17 protein-coding genes are annotated in these 16,020 nt (G+C 67.5%); 13 read left to right on the forward strand and 4 right to left on the reverse strand.

All coding sequences use genetic code 11. The features are described 5' to 3' along the window. Window positions 1-11: 11 nt before the first annotated feature. On the forward strand, window positions 12-638 hold the full coding sequence (locus C6A82_RS06555) for a flavodoxin family protein (RefSeq protein WP_105343176.1): 627 nt from the start codon (window positions 12-14) through the stop codon (window positions 636-638). Window positions 639-727: 89 nt separating this feature from the next. Continuing rightward, window positions 728-1,036: a protein UsfY gene (gene usfY, locus C6A82_RS06560; RefSeq protein WP_105343177.1), complete on the forward strand. Its 309-nt coding sequence runs from the start codon at window positions 728-730 to the stop codon at window positions 1,034-1,036. A 63-nt stretch (window positions 1,037-1,099) separates the two neighbouring features. On the opposite strand, the gene C6A82_RS06565 is transcribed toward usfY, so the two are convergent. Then, complete coding sequence (locus tag C6A82_RS06565) at window positions 1,100-1,336, reverse strand: CsbD family protein (protein WP_105343179.1); 237 nt, start codon at window positions 1,334-1,336, stop codon at window positions 1,100-1,102. 104 nt (window positions 1,337-1,440) lie between these two features. Further along, complete coding sequence (locus tag C6A82_RS06570) at window positions 1,441-1,785, reverse strand: hypothetical protein (protein ID WP_105343181.1); 345 nt, start codon at window positions 1,783-1,785, stop codon at window positions 1,441-1,443. A gap of 199 nt (window positions 1,786-1,984) precedes the next feature. On the opposite strand from C6A82_RS06570, the gene C6A82_RS06575 reads away from it, so the two are divergent. Together C6A82_RS06575 and C6A82_RS06580 are read left to right on the forward strand one after the other, a co-directional pair. Continuing rightward, complete coding sequence (locus C6A82_RS06575; protein ID WP_105343182.1) at window positions 1,985-2,956, forward strand: glycosyltransferase; 972 nt, start codon at window positions 1,985-1,987, stop codon at window positions 2,954-2,956. Window positions 2,957-2,975: 19 nt separating this feature from the next. Further along, window positions 2,976-4,184, forward strand: a complete 1,209-nt coding sequence (locus tag C6A82_RS06580; protein ID WP_105343184.1) for a glycosyltransferase — start codon at window positions 2,976-2,978, stop codon at window positions 4,182-4,184. A gap of 11 nt (window positions 4,185-4,195) precedes the next feature. Here C6A82_RS06580 and C6A82_RS06585 read toward each other — a convergent pair whose 3' ends face one another. Continuing rightward, window positions 4,196-5,062, reverse strand: coding sequence for a glycosyltransferase family 2 protein (locus C6A82_RS06585; protein WP_105343186.1), 867 nt, complete (start codon window positions 5,060-5,062; stop codon window positions 4,196-4,198). Between C6A82_RS06585 and C6A82_RS06590 the strand changes: the two genes are divergently transcribed. The 9 genes from C6A82_RS06590 to C6A82_RS06630 are packed head-to-tail and all read left to right on the forward strand — an operon-like array spanning window position 5,061 to window position 14,993. Then, on the forward strand, window positions 5,061-6,068 hold the full coding sequence (locus tag C6A82_RS06590; RefSeq protein WP_105343187.1) for a UDP-glucuronic acid decarboxylase family protein: 1,008 nt from the start codon (window positions 5,061-5,063) through the stop codon (window positions 6,066-6,068). The two genes, C6A82_RS06585 and C6A82_RS06590, sit on opposite strands and share 2 nt — an antisense overlap. Next, window positions 6,050-7,663 (forward strand): carbamoyltransferase C-terminal domain-containing protein, encoded by a 1,614-nt coding sequence (locus C6A82_RS06595; protein WP_311101723.1) that lies wholly within the window; start codon window positions 6,050-6,052, stop codon window positions 7,661-7,663. The genes C6A82_RS06590 and C6A82_RS06595 overlap by 19 nt, the downstream gene beginning before the upstream one ends. Continuing rightward, window positions 7,660-9,153: an HAD-IIIA family hydrolase gene (locus C6A82_RS06600; RefSeq protein ID WP_105346980.1), complete on the forward strand. Its 1,494-nt coding sequence runs from the start codon at window positions 7,660-7,662 to the stop codon at window positions 9,151-9,153. The genes C6A82_RS06595 and C6A82_RS06600 overlap by 4 nt, the downstream gene beginning before the upstream one ends. After that, window positions 9,150-10,166 carry a glycosyltransferase family 9 protein gene (locus C6A82_RS06605; RefSeq protein WP_105347002.1) on the forward strand — a complete coding sequence of 339 codons (1,017 nt, stop codon included), beginning with the start codon at window positions 9,150-9,152 and terminating at the stop codon, window positions 10,164-10,166. The genes C6A82_RS06600 and C6A82_RS06605 overlap by 4 nt, the downstream gene beginning before the upstream one ends. After that, entirely contained in the window at window positions 10,163-10,738 is a 576-nt protein-coding gene (locus C6A82_RS06610) for an SIS domain-containing protein (protein ID WP_199193869.1), read from the forward strand. Before C6A82_RS06605 ends, C6A82_RS06610 begins: the two co-directional genes overlap by 4 nt. Further along, window positions 10,731-12,053, forward strand: a complete 1,323-nt coding sequence (locus C6A82_RS06615) for a PfkB family carbohydrate kinase (protein ID WP_233217041.1) — start codon at window positions 10,731-10,733, stop codon at window positions 12,051-12,053. The genes C6A82_RS06610 and C6A82_RS06615 overlap by 8 nt, the downstream gene beginning before the upstream one ends. A 23-nt stretch (window positions 12,054-12,076) precedes the next feature. After that, complete coding sequence (locus tag C6A82_RS06620) at window positions 12,077-12,763, forward strand: SDR family oxidoreductase (protein WP_105347003.1); 687 nt, start codon at window positions 12,077-12,079, stop codon at window positions 12,761-12,763. Continuing rightward, complete coding sequence (locus C6A82_RS06625; protein WP_311101724.1) at window positions 12,760-13,695, forward strand: glycosyltransferase family 9 protein; 936 nt, start codon at window positions 12,760-12,762, stop codon at window positions 13,693-13,695. The genes C6A82_RS06620 and C6A82_RS06625 overlap by 4 nt, the downstream gene beginning before the upstream one ends. Next, complete coding sequence (locus C6A82_RS06630; protein ID WP_105347005.1) at window positions 13,692-14,993, forward strand: UDP-glucose/GDP-mannose dehydrogenase family protein; 1,302 nt, start codon at window positions 13,692-13,694, stop codon at window positions 14,991-14,993. The genes C6A82_RS06625 and C6A82_RS06630 overlap by 4 nt, the downstream gene beginning before the upstream one ends. Here the strand turns inward: C6A82_RS06630 and C6A82_RS06635 are convergent. Next, entirely contained in the window at window positions 14,990-16,006 is a 1,017-nt protein-coding gene (locus C6A82_RS06635; protein WP_105346981.1) for a DNA topoisomerase IB, read from the reverse strand. The two genes, C6A82_RS06630 and C6A82_RS06635, sit on opposite strands and share 4 nt — an antisense overlap. Between the last annotated feature and the right edge of the window lie 14 nt (window positions 16,007-16,020).

A 16,020-nucleotide genomic window follows, 5' to 3' on the forward strand; every position in this document is an offset into this window, starting at 1 on the left:
AAAGGCATTGCATGCCCGACAATTCACAGCAATCGCTGAACGCCGTCGCGCTGGTGTGCAGCCTGAAAGCCAGTCCAGCCCCGTCGAGCAGCGAGCTGATGGCCGAGCACGTCTGTCAGCAGTTGCGCAGTCACGGAGTGAAGACCGACACGCTGCGTTGTGCCGACTACTCCATTTCGCCCGGTGTCGAGGCCGACATGGGTGACGGCGACGAATGGCCGAAGATCCGGGAGCGCGTGCTGGCGGCCGACATCGTGCTGCTGTCGACCCCTGTCTGGCTCGGACATCCGTCGAGCATCACCCAGCGTGTGCTCGAACGCCTCGACGCCGATCTGTCCACGGCCGACGACGAAGGCAGGCCGATCATGTACGGCAAGGTCGCTCTCGTTTCTGTCGTCGGCAACGAGGACGGTGCTCACAAGGTGTTCGCCGACTGCGCGCAGGGCCTCAACGACGTCGGCTTCTCGTTCGCGGCTCAGGCGAACACGTACTGGAACGGCGAAGCGATGCAGAGCAAGAACTACAACGACCTCGACGAGGTGCCCGAGCCCGTGGCGAAGACGACGGCGTCGGCCGCGCGAAACGCCGCCCATCTGGCTGGGCTGTTGAAGACGAAGCAGTTCCCGGCCCAGCAGTGATGTCAGATTCGCGGCCAACGCCTTCGGGTAGTTCTACCGTGGGACACATCCCCCTATTGCGGGCAAGAAGTGTGGCGGAAGGAGCAGCCATGAAAAGCCCAGAAGATCCCGTCGACCATGCGAGGACCACCCGGCCGCATGCCGGGGAGTCGATGACCGACACGAAGAACATGCCGGCGCTGATCGTCATCGGCGTGGCGCTGGCGTCCTTCGTCGGCGCTCTGGCCGCGCACGCGACGAACCATCACAGCACCGGCCTGGTGTTCGGTTCGGTGTCGGCCGTGCTGCTGGCCATTGGGCTGGTGTGGTTGGCCGTCGAGCACCGACGGGTGCGCGGCATCGAACAACGCTGGTATGCCGAACATCCCGACGCGCAGAAGCAGCGCCCGAGCAGCTGAGCGCCAGGCACGAGAAAAGTCCCAGCCGGTTTCCCGGCTGGGACTTCTCGTCAGTGCCAACTGCTACTGGTTGGACTCTTGCCGCTTCTCGGCTGCCTTTGCGCTGCCGCGCGCGGCGTCGGCCTCGGCTTCCTTCTTGGCGGCGTCCTGCTGGGCGTCGGCCTTGTCCTGCTGAGCCTTGCCCTCGCGGACCACGTCATCACGGCCGGTCACGGTGCCGACCGCTTCTTTGGCCTTGCCCTTGACGTCTTCGACGGCGCCCTTGACGCCTTCCGCCGGGCCACTGTTCTTCTCGGTCATGTTTCACCTCTCCGCTGACGATCAGCTGGGGTTTTGCCCACTTCGTAGGCGACACACAGGACCACTTGCCCGTGCACCGGTTGGGTTCCCGAGGCGCCGAAAGGCTAAACGCCGCCGTTGCGCAGCACGGCCGAATACTTGGTGTAGCGGGGACGTAGATGCACCGATTTCTCGCCGACCCGCGCCACGTCCTCCCAGGCGGCCAGGAATGTGCCGCGGTGCCGCCAGCGCATCAGTTGTGCCAGCAGGACGGGCGCTTTGGCGGTGCTGCGCTCGTAGCCGAGGAACGACGAAACGGTTCTGGGGCTGATCACCAGACCGAGCACTCGAGGGGCCGTCGGATTGTTTTGCATGTCACCGGAGATCGCCAACCGGACGTCGACGACCGTGCCCACCTGGTGGTTCACCGCGTCGACGACCCGCAGCCCGAGAAACCTACTCAACTGCATGCGTGCCTCCCGGGATATGGCGGATCAGTGGTGGTCACACAGCCACCGCTCGACCCAATTCACGTCGAAGGGCCGGAGAAGTGATCACGAAACGCGACAGAGCCGCTGTGAATCCGATATGCGAAGCGCTTCTGATCCACTTCGCGAACAGTCGAGCGCTAGAGGTTTGTGCCTTTTCACCTGCGGTAATGCGCCGAACATGGCTTCGACCACTTCCGCGCGCTCACTGCTGGTGTGGCACGTGCACGGCTCCTGGCTGGAGTCGCTGGTCGCGGGCGCGCATCGCTATCTGGTGCCGGTCAACGAGGCCAGGGACTCCGACGCTCGCGGTCTGGCGGGACGTCACTGGCCGCGCGCAGAGGAAGTCGCCGTCAGTGAATTGCGCGGTGCCGATGTGGATCTGATCATCCTGCAACGTCCAGAAGAACTGGAACTCGCCGAGTTATGGCTGGGTCGCCGACCGGGCATCGATGTTCCCGCGGTGTATGTCGAACACAACGCGCCGCGCCCGTCCCCGGTCGACAGCGTTCATCCGATGGCATCCCGCACCGACATCCCGGTGGTGCACGTCACCGACTTCAACCGGCTGATGTGGGACAACGGCGCCGCCCCCGCCCTGGTGATCTCGCACGGAATCGCCGACCCGGGTCACTTCTACACAGGTGACGTCCCCGCGGCGGCGAGCATGATCAATGAGCCGTTGCGCAGGTGGCGCACCGTGGGCACCGACCTGCTGATCCAACTCGGTGCGCACGTGCCCATCGACGTCTGGGGCATCGACACACTCGAGCTCAATCGCCGACCGCGACAGGGGATCAGGGCCAAGGGAGACGTACCCACCAGTCGCCTCATGCGCGAGGTCGCTCGTCGGCGCGTCTACCTGCACCCCGCACGATGGACGTCGCTCGGTTTGTCGCTCGTGGAGGCGATGTACCTCGGCATGCCCGTCGTCGCGGTGGCGTCCACAATGGCGCCCTCCGTCGTCCCGGACGACGCCGGCGTGGTCAGCGCCGACGTGCGCACGCTGGCGCAAGCACTTCGGGGCTTCGTAACCGATCATGCTGCAGCGACCTTGGCCGGAAAGGCCGCCCGTGAATACGCAATAGCGCACTTCGCAATCGATCGCTTCCTCGCCCAGTGGGACGAAGTGATCGAGGAACGGTGTGCATGACCTCGATGAGAGGAGACCGATGAAAATAGCGATGGTCTCCGAGCATGCGAGCCCGTTGGCCGTGCTTGGGGGAACAGATGCAGGTGGACAGAACGTGCACGTCGCCGAGTTGTCGGCCGCGTTGGCGCGTCGAGGGCACGACGTGACGGTGTACACCCGTCGCGACGACCCCGACCTGCCAGAGGAGGTCGAAGTACCTCACGGTTACACGGTGGTTCATGTGCCCGCCGGGCCCGCAGAGCAGTTGCCCAAAGACGAACTGCTGCAGCACATGGGTCCGTTCGCGCAGTATCTCGATGCGCACTGGGACGCCTACCGGCCGCACGTCACGCACGCACACTTCTGGATGTCGGGCATCGCGACCCAGTTGGCGGCTCGGCATCTGGGGTTGCCCGCCGTGCAGACCTTTCATGCGCTCGGTGTGGTGAAGCGTCGACATCAAGGCGCCAAGGACACCAGTCCCCCCGACCGGTTGCGGCTCGAGGCGATGGTGGCCAGGTCCGCCACCTGGGTGGCCGCGACCTGCAGCGACGAGGTCTTCGAGTTGATGCGGATGGGCCGGTCACGTGCGCGGACGTCGGTGGTGCCGTGCGGAGTCGACAAGGACGTGTTCACACCCGATGGGCCGATAGCGACGAAGTCTGCCAAGCATCGGATTCTCAGTGTCGGTCGTCTGGTGCCCCGAAAGGGTTTCGACGACATGATCCGGGCGATGCCGTCCATTCCGAACGCCGAACTGATCATCGCGGGCGGCCCGGATCCGACCGAACTGGCCGGCGATCCCGAGGCGAAGCGGCTGCGAGCCCTGGCCGAGGAGCTGGGCGTCGCGCGTCGCGTGCACCTCTACGGCGCCGTTGCCAGAGCGGCCATGCCGGAGCTGTTCCGGTCGGCTGACGTCGTCGCCTGCACCCCGTGGTACGAGCCGTTCGGCATCGTGCCGCTGGAGGCCATGGCCAGCGGAGTCCCTGTGGTCGCTTCGGCGGTCGGCGGAATGCAGGACACGGTCGTGCACGATGTCACGGGAAGGCTGATCGCGCCGAGGAAGCCCCGCGAGATCGCCGATGCCATCAATCCTCTGCTGCGAGACGCTTTCCTGAGGCAGAGCCTCGGACTGGCCGGCCGCGACAGGGTGTGCGCCCGCTACACCTGGGATCAGGTCGCCGCGGACACCCTGCGCATCTACGACATGGTGGCGCAGGCGGATCATCCGCAGGTGTCGACCGGATGATCTGTGTGCAGTCAACCGGACTCGACGCGCCTGAGCGCCCGCTCGACCCCGGCGGGCAGCGGCCTGCGAAGGTTGACCACCGCGGGCAGGCGCGCCACCGCCTGCAGGGCACCGCGGGCGTGCTCGCCGTCACGCATCGCCGCGGCGAACAGCCTGCCGGTGGCCTTGAGACAGTGCCCCATCGGGCGGCGCAGCCATGTGGTCAGCACATCGTTGCGGAGTTCGCGGGCCTTGCGGGCCGACGAACTGCCGCGGACCGCGGACGGCTGGTGGTAGGCGGTCAGCTCAGGGCAGTAACACAGTTCCCAGCCGCGCGCGGCGAGATCCATCGCCAGCAGCTGCTCTTCGCCGTAGAAGTGCAGCAGCTCGCTGAAGCCCCCCGCGGCGACGAAAGCGGATTTGCGCACGATCGCCGCGCACGTCATGAAGCCCAGAATCGATGGACCCGGCAGGTCCGGCCGTCGGCCCAATGCGCTGTTGGCAAGTTCGGCAACCATCGGATCGTCGCGGTGCTGGGGGAGCACGATGGTGCGCGCGGCCAGCAGGCCGACGGTGGGGTACCGGTCGAAGATGCCCTCGGCGATCTTCACAGCACTTGGCTCCCACCACGAATCATCGTCGCAGAAGGCGACATTCGGAGTGCGACATGCCGCGACGCCGATGTTGCGCGCGACCACGCCCCGATTCGCCTTCAGCTCGATCGCCAGTACGCGGCCTTCCGAATGACGCGCGAAGCGACGGATGACCGCAACCGAGTCGTCCTCGGAGCCGTTGTCCACGGCGATGATCGGGCATTGCGTGGTGTTGAGCAGACGCGTGATCGTCGTCGTGAGCTCGGCGGCTCGGTTACGGCTGGCGATCACGAACGAGGTCCGCATGACCTGGCTGGCTACCCGCGGGCGGGACGGGGAAACGCCGATGCGTGAGATCAGACTCGCTCTCCTAACCGGGGGCGCCGGCTTCCTCGGCGGTCATCTCTGTGAGCGCCTGCTCGCCGACGGCGCCGAGGTCATCTGCGTCGACGACCTGTCCACCAGTGCGCCGAGTGCGGCGACGTTGTTGCAGGACCGCCCCGGCTACCGCTTCGTCCGCCACGACATCAGTGACCCGTCGACCGGGCTGCCACTGCGTCCAGCGCCCGACACGGTGTTTCACCTCGCCTCGCCCGCGTCGCCGCTCGACTACCTGCGGTTACCCGTGCAGACGCTGCGCGCGGGTGCGATCGGCACGGCCAACGCCCTCGACGTCGCCGAACGGTGCAATGCCCGCCTCATCCTGGCCTCGACGAGCGAGGTCTACGGTGACCCCCTCGAACACCCGCAACGAGAAACCTACTGGGGCAACGTCAATCCGACCGGTCCGCGCAGTGTCTACGACGAGGCGAAGCGATTCGCGGAGGCGCTGACCTTCGCCTATAGCCGCGGGCGGTCAGCCGATATAGGAGTGGCCAGGATCTTCAACACCTACGGCCCACGCATGCGGTCCGACGACGGCCGCATCGTGCCCACCTTCTGCAGGCAAGCGCTGAACGGTGAGCCGATCACGGTGAACGGCACCGGCAAGCAGACGCGCTCGCTGTGCTACGTCGACGACACGGTGGACGCACTGGTCAAGCTGGCGCGCTCCGATCGACCGGGGCCGATCAACATCGGTAACCCGGTGGAGTTGTCCGTACTCCAGATAGCCGAGACCATCCGCGATCTGGCGGGCAGCGCATCGCCGATCGAACACCGGCCCGCGATGGAGGACGATCCGCGCCGACGGTGTCCCGATATCAGTCTCGCGACGGAGCAGTTGGGTTGGCAGCCGCGCGTGCCCTACCGAGAGGGCCTAGCGCAGACGATCGATTGGTTCAGGAGGCGGTCATGCGCATCCTCGGCATAAACGCGGTGTTCCATGACTCGGCGGCCGCGCTCGTCGTCGACGGGCAGGTGGTCGCCGCCGCGGAGGAGGAGCGGTTCACCCGTCGTAAGCACGGGAAGTCGGCGGTGCCGTTCTCGACGTGGGAGCTGCCGGTCGAGTCGGCGCGCTGGTGCCTGTCGCAGGCGGGCCTCGAGCCGGCACAGCTGGACGCGGTGGGTTACAGCTACGACCCGCGGCTGATGCACGGGCGCACAGACGATCTCGCCGGCTTGGATCGTGACTGGGAGTATCTGCGAACGTTGTACGCCGAACGCGCACCACGTTTCCTGCAGACCGCCCTGCCGGGCCTCGACCCGGGCGTTGTGCGCTATGTCCGACATCACGTCGCCCATGCCGCCTCGACGTCGCTGGCGTCGCCCTACCCGGACAGTGCGGTGCTCGCGATCGATGGACGTGGTGAACGGACGTCGATGTTGGCAGGCGAATACCGGGACTTGAAACTCGATGTCTTTGCCACGCAGCAACTGCCGCATTCCCTCGGGCTCTTCTACGAGGACCTCACCCAGCACCTGGGCTTCAAGCGGTCCAGCGACGAGTACAAGGTGATGGCCATGGCGTCGTACGGGAAGCCGCGATACTTCCAGCACCTGCAAGAACGGGTGTACGCCACAGGCGACGGCGGATTTCGCACCGAGCCGGTCGACTGGGAGTCCTTCAGTCCCCGCGGCGAGCACAATTTCGACCTGGCATGCAGCGTGCAGCGGGTGGTCGAGGAGGTCCTGCTGGACCTGGTGGGCTGGCTGCGCAGCCGGACCGACCACGAAAACCTCTGTCTGGCAGGTGGAGTGGCGCTCAACTGCGTGGCCAACACCAAGATCTACGCCGAAGGCGGGTTCAACGACGTGTGGGTGCAGCCCGCCGCGGGTGACTCCGGTACGGCGCTCGGCGCGGCGCTGGCCGTGGCGGGCGAGGCCGGCGAGCCGATCGCCCCTATGCCATCGGCGGCGCTGGGCCGCGGCTGGTCGGACGACGAGATCGCCGCCGCACTGAACGAGGCTGCGGTCACCTACGAGCGCCCGGAAGATCTCGCCGCCACCGTGGGTAAGGCGCTCGCGGACAATCAGCTGATCGGATGGTTCCAGGGGCGCTCGGAATACGGACCTCGGGCGCTGGGGCACCGCTCGCTGCTGGCGGACCCACGCCACCCCGAGAACCTCGAACGGCTCAACACCGTCAAAGGTCGCGAGCAGTTCCGGCCGGTCGCTCCCATGGTGCTCGCCGAGTCGGCGCACGAGATCTTCTCCGGCGGCCCCATCCCCAGCCCGTACATGCTGTTCGTCCACGACGTGGCAGAGACGTGGCGGTCGCGGATTCCCGCCGTCACGCATGTCGACGGCACGGCCCGAATCCAGACTGTCGACAAGAGCCACGCGCTGTTGCACGCAACGATCAGCCATTTCGCGAAGCACACCGGGGTGCCGGTCGTCGTGAACACGAGCTTCAACACCGCGGGCCGCCCCATGGTCGACAGCCCACGCGATGCGCTCGAGTGCTTCGGCAGCTCACCCATCGACATGCTCGCGATCGGTCCCTTCATCGTGAGAAGGCCGCGATGACAGTTGATTTCGCCATCGTCATCCCGACCGTCGGGCGGGAGTCGCTGCATCGTCTGCTCGCTGAACTGGACGGCTCGTCGGGTCCACAGCCGTCGGAGATAGTGGTCGTCGACGACCGAGCAGACGCCACACCGCCGCTGCGGGTATCCACCCACCTGCCGGTCAGGGTGCTTCGCAGCGGTGGTCGGGGCCCCGCCGCGGCACGCAACACCGGCTGGCGCAGCACCAAGGCGCGCTGGATCTGCTTCCTGGACGACGACGTTGTTCCGCAGTCGAACTGGCTGGCAGCTGCGGCCGACGACATCGCGGACGCGGAGCGGGTGGGAGCCGTCGGATCGCAGGCCGTCATCGACGTTCCCGTGGTTGCCGGGCGCCGCGCAACCGACGACGAACGGCGCACGCAACGGCTCGGCGGAGCGCTGTGGATCACCGCCGACATGATGTTCGAGCGCTCGGCGCTCGTCGGCGTCGGCGGTTTCGACGAGCGGTTCCCACGGGCCTACCGGGAGGACTCCGACCTCGCCTTGCGAATCACCCGCGGAGGCAGGTTGATCGTCGACGGTGAGCGACGGTCGACTCATCCGGTCGCTCCGTCGACATGGCTCAGCAGCGTGCGCGCTCAAGTCGGTAACCGCGACAACGCGTTGATGCGACGCAAGCACGGACCCGCGTGGCGCAAGCAGGTGGGTGAAGGCCGGGGCCGCGTCCCCGGCCACGCGGTGACGACGGCCGCAGCATTGTGGGCGGTGGCGCTCATCGTCACGGGACAATGGCGCATGGCCGCCCGGGCTTTCATCCTGTGGGCGCTCTTGACGGCGGAGTTCGCGGTGCGGCGCATACTGGCGGGCCCGCGGACGATCGCCGAGATCGCATGCATGGTGGTGACTAGTGTTCTCATTCCGCCGGTGGCGGTGTTTCACCGGATCCGCGGCCAGTGGGAGTTCCGCTCCGCGCGAGGGGATCCGCCGCTGGCCGTGCTGTTCGACCGTGACGACACCATCATCGAGGACCACCCGTACCTCAACGATCCGGACGGAGTGACACCGGTTCCGGGTGCATCCAACGCTCTGCGAAAGCTACGGGACCGCGGGCTGCTGCTCGGTATCGTCAGCAACCAATCCGGTGTGGCGAAGGGTTTGATCACCCACGACGAGTTGGCTGCGGTGAACACACGGGTGGACGAGGTTCTCGGCCCGTTCGACGCGTGGCAGGTCTGCGTGCACGATGACGGCGACGGCTGCGGTTGCCGCAAGCCTGCGCCGGGGATGGTGGTGGCCGCGGCCGATGCACTCGGCGTGGATGCGACGCGGTGCGTGGTCATCGGCGACACCGGGGGCGACGTCAACGCCGCGCTCGCGGCAGGCGCCGATGCGGTGCTGGTTCCGACCGAACGCACCCTGCGTCACGAGATCAGTGACGCGCAGATGCGCGCGCGGGTCGCCGCCGATCTTCCCGCCGCGGTGTCACTGGTGTTGAGGGAGTGCCGATGAGCCACGCCCTCGTCGCCCGACTCGACAGCGCCGGTGATGTGCTCATCACCGGGCCCGCGGTGCGAGCAATCGCGGCTGCCAACGACTCGGTGACCTTCCTGTGCGGGCCACGTGGCCGCGAGGCCGCGGAGCTGCTGCCCTCGGTGGACGAGGTGATCGAGTGGCAGGCGCCGTGGGTCGACTTCGACTCGCCGGAACTCACTGCTGGACACGTTGATGCACTGATCAAGCAGCTGCGCGACATTCGGCCGGACCGGGTGTACATCTTCACGTCGTTTCACCAGTCACCGCTTCCGCTCGCCCTCATCTGCCGCATGGCAGGGGCGCCGTGGGTCGGTGCGATCTGCGAGGACTATCCCGGCACGCTTCTCGACCTGCGACACCGCGTGCCCGACGGGATTCCGGAACCGGAGCGGGCGCTCTCGCTCGCCCGCGCGGGCGGCGCTCCGCTGCCAAGCGGCGACGACGGTGCGCTGCGGATAAAATCTCCTGGGCCTGCCGCCCACCTTGCCGACATCGTCACGGCCGCACCGTTTGTCGCCTTTCATCCCGGCGCCGCGGTCCCGGCGCGGCGACCGACCGCCGATCGCAGCGCCGCAATGGTGCGGGCCCTCGTCGGCAGCGGCTACCGGGTTCTCGTGACCGGCGCGCCCGACGAGAAGAGCCTGACCGCGGAGGTCGCGGGTGACGTGGCCGTCGACCTCGGCGGTCATACCACCTTGGCGACACTCGCCGCGGTCTACGCCTGCGCGCAGGTCGTCGTCGTACCGAACACCGGACCCGCGCACCTGGCCGCAGCGGTGGGCGTGCCGGTGGTGTCGCTCTTCGCGCCCGTTGTGCCCGCGTCGCAGTGGTTGCCGTACGGGCACAACGTGATCTGGCTCGGTGACCAGGACGCACCGTGCCAGCTGACCCGGGCCCGCGAATGCCCGGTGGCCGGCCACCCGTGTCTGGACGGCATCACCGACGCCGAACTGCTCGCCGCGGTCGCTCGATTGGAGGAGAACTCATGATCCACAGCCACATGCAGGCATTGGGTGAGGCCGTGGGCCGCATCGGCCCCGAGGCTTCGCGACTCGCACTCTGGGGCAGGCAGCTTGCCGGCGTGTTGACCGGCGGCGGGCGGTTACTCGCCTGCGGCAACGGAGGTAGCGCCGCCGAGGCGCAACATCTGACCGCCGAGCTGGTCGGCCGGTTCCGTGACGAACGAGCCCCCCTGTCGGCCATCGCGTTGCACGCCGACACCTCCGCACTTACCGCCATCGGCAACGACTACGGAATCGACGAGGTGTTCGCCCGCGGTGTGCGTGCACACGGCAGACCCGGCGACGTGCTCGTCTCCCTATCCACCAGCGGTACCAGCAGCAATGTGTTGACCGCCGTCAAGGCCGCGCACGAGGGTGGCCTGACCACCTGGGCACTGACCGGTCCGGCGCCGAACCCGTTGGCGGCGATGTGCGATGACGCGGTCTGTGTCGAGGCGAAGTCCACGGCGACAGTGCAGGAGATCCATCTTCTGCTCGTGCACGCGTTGTGCATCGCGATCGACGACGTGTTGATCGGCGAGGGGAGGCACAGTGCCTAGGCCGCTGGTCGTCATCGGCGACGTGATGCTCGATGTCGACGTCGAGGGCTCGGCGAGCAGGCTGAGCCCGGAAGCGCCGGTGCCGGTCGTCGACACCGATCGGGTCTGGCGCCGCCCGGGGGGCGCCGGACTGGCCGCGGTACTGGCGGCGCGCACCGATTCCCCCGTGGTGCTGGTGACGGCGCTCGCCGATGATGCCGACGGACACGCGCTCCGCGAACTCCTCGACGAGGCGGGGGTGGACGTCGTTGCGCTGCCGCTGAACGGAAGCACTGTGTGCAAGACGAGAATCCGCGCGCGGGGTCAGTCGATGCTGCGCCTCGACCACGGTGACGGGACCGCGGCAACGGAGCCGCTTCCGCGGCGCGCTGTCGACGTGCTCGAGGAGGCCCGCGCCATCTGCGTGGCGGACTACGGCCGTGGCGTCGCCGCCCATCCGGAGATCCGCGAGGCACTCACCCGGGCCTGCGAACACATTCCGGTGGTGTGGGACCCACATCCGCGGGGGGCGTCGCCGATTCCCGGTTGCTGGTTGGTGACGCCGAACCAGGCCGAAGCACAGGACGCGTCGGCGGCGTCGCTGCTGCAGCAGTGGTCTGCCCGAGCGGTCTCGGTGACCATGGGCGCGAGCGGTGCCCTTCTGGCCACAGGTGACGGGTCGGTGCATGTCCCGACACACGGGGTGTCGGCTGCCGGTGATCCCTGCGGTGCGGGGGACCGGTTCGCCGTCGCGGCCGCGCTGGCGTTCGCCGAGAACGCCGATGCGCACGAAGCGGTCACCGCCGCCGTCGGCGCAGCAACGGATTTCATCGCGGCGGGCGGTGCCGTCGGGGTATCTCGCCCGGCGCCGGTGGGTGCGCGGGGGAGCGGCAACGCGGCCGGTGGCGTGGAGGCCGTCCGTCGAAGGGGCGGCAGGCTGGTGGCCACCGGCGGATGCTTCGACCTGCTGCATACCGGTCACGTCCGTCTGCTGCACGAGGCCCGCCAACTCGGCGATGCCCTCGTGGTGCTGCTCAACTCCGACGATTCGGTTCGGGCTATGAAGGGGCCGACGAGGCCGGTGATGGCCGCAGCGGACCGTGCGCGGGTGCTGTCGGCACTCGAATGCGTCGACGAGGTGATCATCTTCGACGAGCATTCGCCCGAGACGGCGTTGGAGCAGCTTCGGCCCGACGTGTGGGTCAAGGGCGGTGACTACGTGGAGGCCGATCTGCCAGAGGCCGCGGTGGTGCGAAGGCACGGCGGTGAGGTCGTGCTACTGCCCACGGTGGCGGGCTACTCCTCATCCAAACTGATCGCAGCGGCGCGGTCATGATCTTCAGTCAAAGGAGCCAAATCATGACATTGGGCAACATCCTCATCACCGGGGGCGCATCCGGCCTCGGCGCAGCGACCGTGAAAGCAGTTGCACGCCACGGCGGTACACCGTTGGTGATCGACCAGCGAAACGTCGAAGGGGACATCGCGTTCGAGCCGGCCGACCTCGCCGACACCGCCGCGGTCGATGCGGCGGTGCGCGCCCTCGCCGATCGGGTCGGCGACCGCATCGACGGTGTGTTCACCGCCGCGGGCATCGACTCGTGCGGCAAGCTCGACGACGTCGCGGCCAAGGAGTGGGAGCGGGTCATCCACGTCAACCTGCTGGGCACCGCCGCGGTCATCCGGGCCGCGTTGCCGTACCTGAAGACGACCGGCGGCCGAATCGTCACGTGCGCCTCGACATTGGGCATCAAGGCGGTCAGCGACGCCACCGCGTACTGCGCCTCGAAGTTCGGGGTCGTCGGGTTCAGCAGGGCACTCGCCGCCGAGCTCGCCGGCGAAGTCGGTGTCACGACACTGATTCCCGGCGGAATGCACACGCCGTTCTTCGACGGTCGCACCGAGCAGTACAAGCCGCCGCCGGACGCGAAACTGAACAAGCCCGAAGACGTCGCGGAGACGGTCGTCTTCGCACTGATGCAGCCGGCGGGGTGCGAGGTGCGCGAATTGGTGGTGTGTTCGTCGACGGAGTCTTCATGGCCATGACGCGCGGGACGATCGTCGTCCTTCGCGCCCTCGGGCTCGGTGACCTGCTCACCGGGATTCCGGCGTTGCGCGGACTTCGCAACGCCTATCCCGATGCGAACATCGTCCTCGCCACGCCGGAACCGCTGCGCTCGCTGGCGATGCACAGCCAAGCGATCGACGAGGTGCTGCCCACCGCCGGACTTGGCGCCCTGCCACCGTTGCGTCCTCCGCCGGACATGGCGGTGAACCTGCACGGCAGCGGTCCGGAAAGCATCGCCGACCTTCGGGCGCTGGCTCCAGGGACACTGCTGAGCCACCGCCACCAGGACCACTCCGACCTGGCGGGTCCGCCATGGCGGTCCGACATGCATGAGGTCGACCGGTGGTGCGCAATGCTGGAATGGTTCGGCATCCCCTGCGGTCCGAACGACTTGGGTCTCGCCCGGCCATCCGGTCACCCCGACCGCTCCGGCACGGTCGTCATACATCCTGGCGCGGCGGCGGCGGCACGGCGATGGCCTGCCAATCGGTTCGCCGCGGTGGCTTCCGCACTCGTCGCACAGGGCAACGACGTCGTCATCACAGGAAGCGCAGGCGAACTGGAGTTGGCCCACTCGGTGGCCGGGCAGGCGGGGCTGCCCGAAACCGCTGTGCTGGCAGGCTTGTTGGACCTGATGGATATGGTCGCGTTGATTCACGACTGCAAGCTCCTCGTCTGCGGGGACACCGGCGTCGGTCATATCGCGACGGCCACCGGAACACCGTCTGTGGTGCTGTTCGGACCGACGCCGCCGCAGTGGTGGGGACCGCGTGGCAATGGGCCACATGTCGCCGTCTGGGCGGGCGACAGAGGTGATCCGCACGCCGAGGTGCCCGATCCGGGTCTGCTGCTCATCACCGTGGCGCGGGTACTGGAAGCGACGCGGGAAGTTCTTCGGGAGTGCGCATGACAGGACGACGTGTTGGTGTTGTCGGCGCGGGCTACGTCGGGTTGACGACCGCTGTCTGCCTTGCCGAAACCGAGCACGACACGGTGTGTGTCGATGTCGATGTCGCCAAAGTCGACAGTCTGAGCCGAGCCGCCACGATGCTCGACGAACCCGGACTGCCCTTCCTTCTGGTGCGTGGACTCCGGTCGGGAGACCTGCGCTTCACATCCGACTACGCGGAGTTGGCCGACCGTGACGTTGTTTTCGTCTGCGTTCCGACTCCGAGCGCGGCCGACGGGTCGACGAATCTCAGCTTCGTCGACGCTGCCGTCGGCGAGCTCGCCTCGGTGCTGCGTCCTGGAGCTGTCATCGCGCTGAAATCGACTGTTCCGGTCGGAACGACGCGACGAGTCGCGCAGCGGTTGCACGAGACAGGGATCTCCGTCGTCGCGAACCCGGAATTCCTCCGCGAGGGACACGCCATCTACGACTTCCGTCATCCCGACCGAATCATCGTCGGAGCCGACGGCGGGCGCGCCGCGACGACGGTGGCCGAGTTGTGCGGCAGCGCAGGGGCATACACGCTGCAGATGAGCCCCGAGAGTGCGGAACTGGCCAAGTACGCGAGCAACGCCTTTCTGGCCGTGAAGATCTCGTATGCGAACTCGCTGGCACGACTCTGCGCACAAGTGGGGGCGAACATCGACGACGTCACCCGATGCATGGGAGCCGATGTCCGCATCGGCGGTCACTTCCTGGCACCCGGTCCCGGTTGGGGTGGTTCGTGTCTGCCCAAGGACACCGCCTCGCTGCTGCACAGCGGTCGGTCCAACGGTGTCGAGTTGGCCGAGGTGGCGGCGGCATGCGAGACCAACGCCGCCCAACCCGGCCGCGTCGCTGCGACGCTCGACCGCGCGATGGGTGTTCCGCTGCGGACGGCAAGGGTGACCGCATTGGGGCTGACGTTCAAGGCGGGCACCAACGATGTGCGTGATTCGCCCGCGCTGACCATCTGCGGCGAGCTGATCCGGGCCGGCGCCCAGATCACCGGCTTCGATCCGAAGTTGGCGTCGATCGATCCGGCTGCGTTGCGGCACTCCTCGATCGTCGCCGTCGATGATGCCTACCTGGCCGCCAAGGGCGCCGACGCCATCGTGCTGCTGACCGAATGGCCCGAGTTCAGGGACCTGGACTGGTCGGCGATCGCCGACCAGGCACCCGGCGCGGTCGTGCTCGACACCCGCAACCTGCTCGACGCCGCGGTCATCACCGACGCCGGGCTGCGCTATATCGGTAACGGCGTCCCCGGCGGTTTCTAGCCGCGCGCCACCTTCCGGATCAGCCGTGCGGTGCTGTCCTCCAGAATGGCCTGCTTCTCACCGGCGTTCCTGACGCGGTCGGCCCGCCGCACGCCTGCGGCGATGGTCAGGCCCTTCTCGTAGCCCTCGACAACCCGAGGGTCGACATACGAACTGCGGGCCACGGCGGGCGTGTTGCCCAGCTCTTCGGAAACCTCTTTCATCACCGCGGACTCCACCCGCTTGATGACGGTTTTGTTCACCGGCGGATCGGTGTCGACGAAGGCCGCGGCCGCCAGCACCGTGCCGTGCCAGGTTCGCAGATCCTTCACGGTGTACTCGGCGCCGACGAGTTCCTTGAACCTCGCGTTGAGATCGTCGGAGTGGATGTCGCGCCATTCGTTCGCGCTACGGCACGACAGGAAGCGATCGGTTCTGTTCGGCCGCCGCAGCAGCGCACGCACCGAACGCACCACCTCGGGGTCGTCGATCAGCAGCGTGCGGCGGACCCCGCTCTTGGCGGGGAAGTCGAACTCGACCGCTTCTCGCTGCAGCGAGACGTGCTCGCACAGCAGCGTCGAGATGCCGAAGGAGTTGTTCTCCTCGGCGTACTGCTCGCCGCCGGCCCGGAAGTACCCGAGGTCGAGGAGTTGCAGCGCCAGGGCGAGCACCCGTTCGCGGTCGAGTCCGCGCCTGCGCAGGTCAGCCGCGATGTGTCTGCGCATTTCGGGCAACGACTTCGACATCTCCAGCACCCGGTCGAACTTCTCCTCGGCGCGTTCCTCCTGCCACTTCTCGTGATAGAGGTATTGCCTGCGCCCCGCGGCGTCGGTTCCCACGGCCTGGATGTGGCCGTTCTCATACGGGCAGATCCAGACTTTCTTCCAGGCAGGCGGAATGACGAGGTCCTTGATTCTGGTGAGCGTCGCCTCGTCGCTGATGGGTTTGCCGTCTGGGTCGTGATAGGAGAATCCGCGCCCGCGCCGGACTCGGCTGAGTCCGGGGCCGCTCACTAGGCTTCGGCGCAGCCGCATGTAGGCCTGCCGTT

It is taken from the genome of Mycobacterium sp. ITM-2016-00318, assembly GCF_002968285.2.
Classification (GTDB): Bacteria; Actinomycetota; Actinomycetes; order Mycobacteriales; family Mycobacteriaceae; genus Mycobacterium.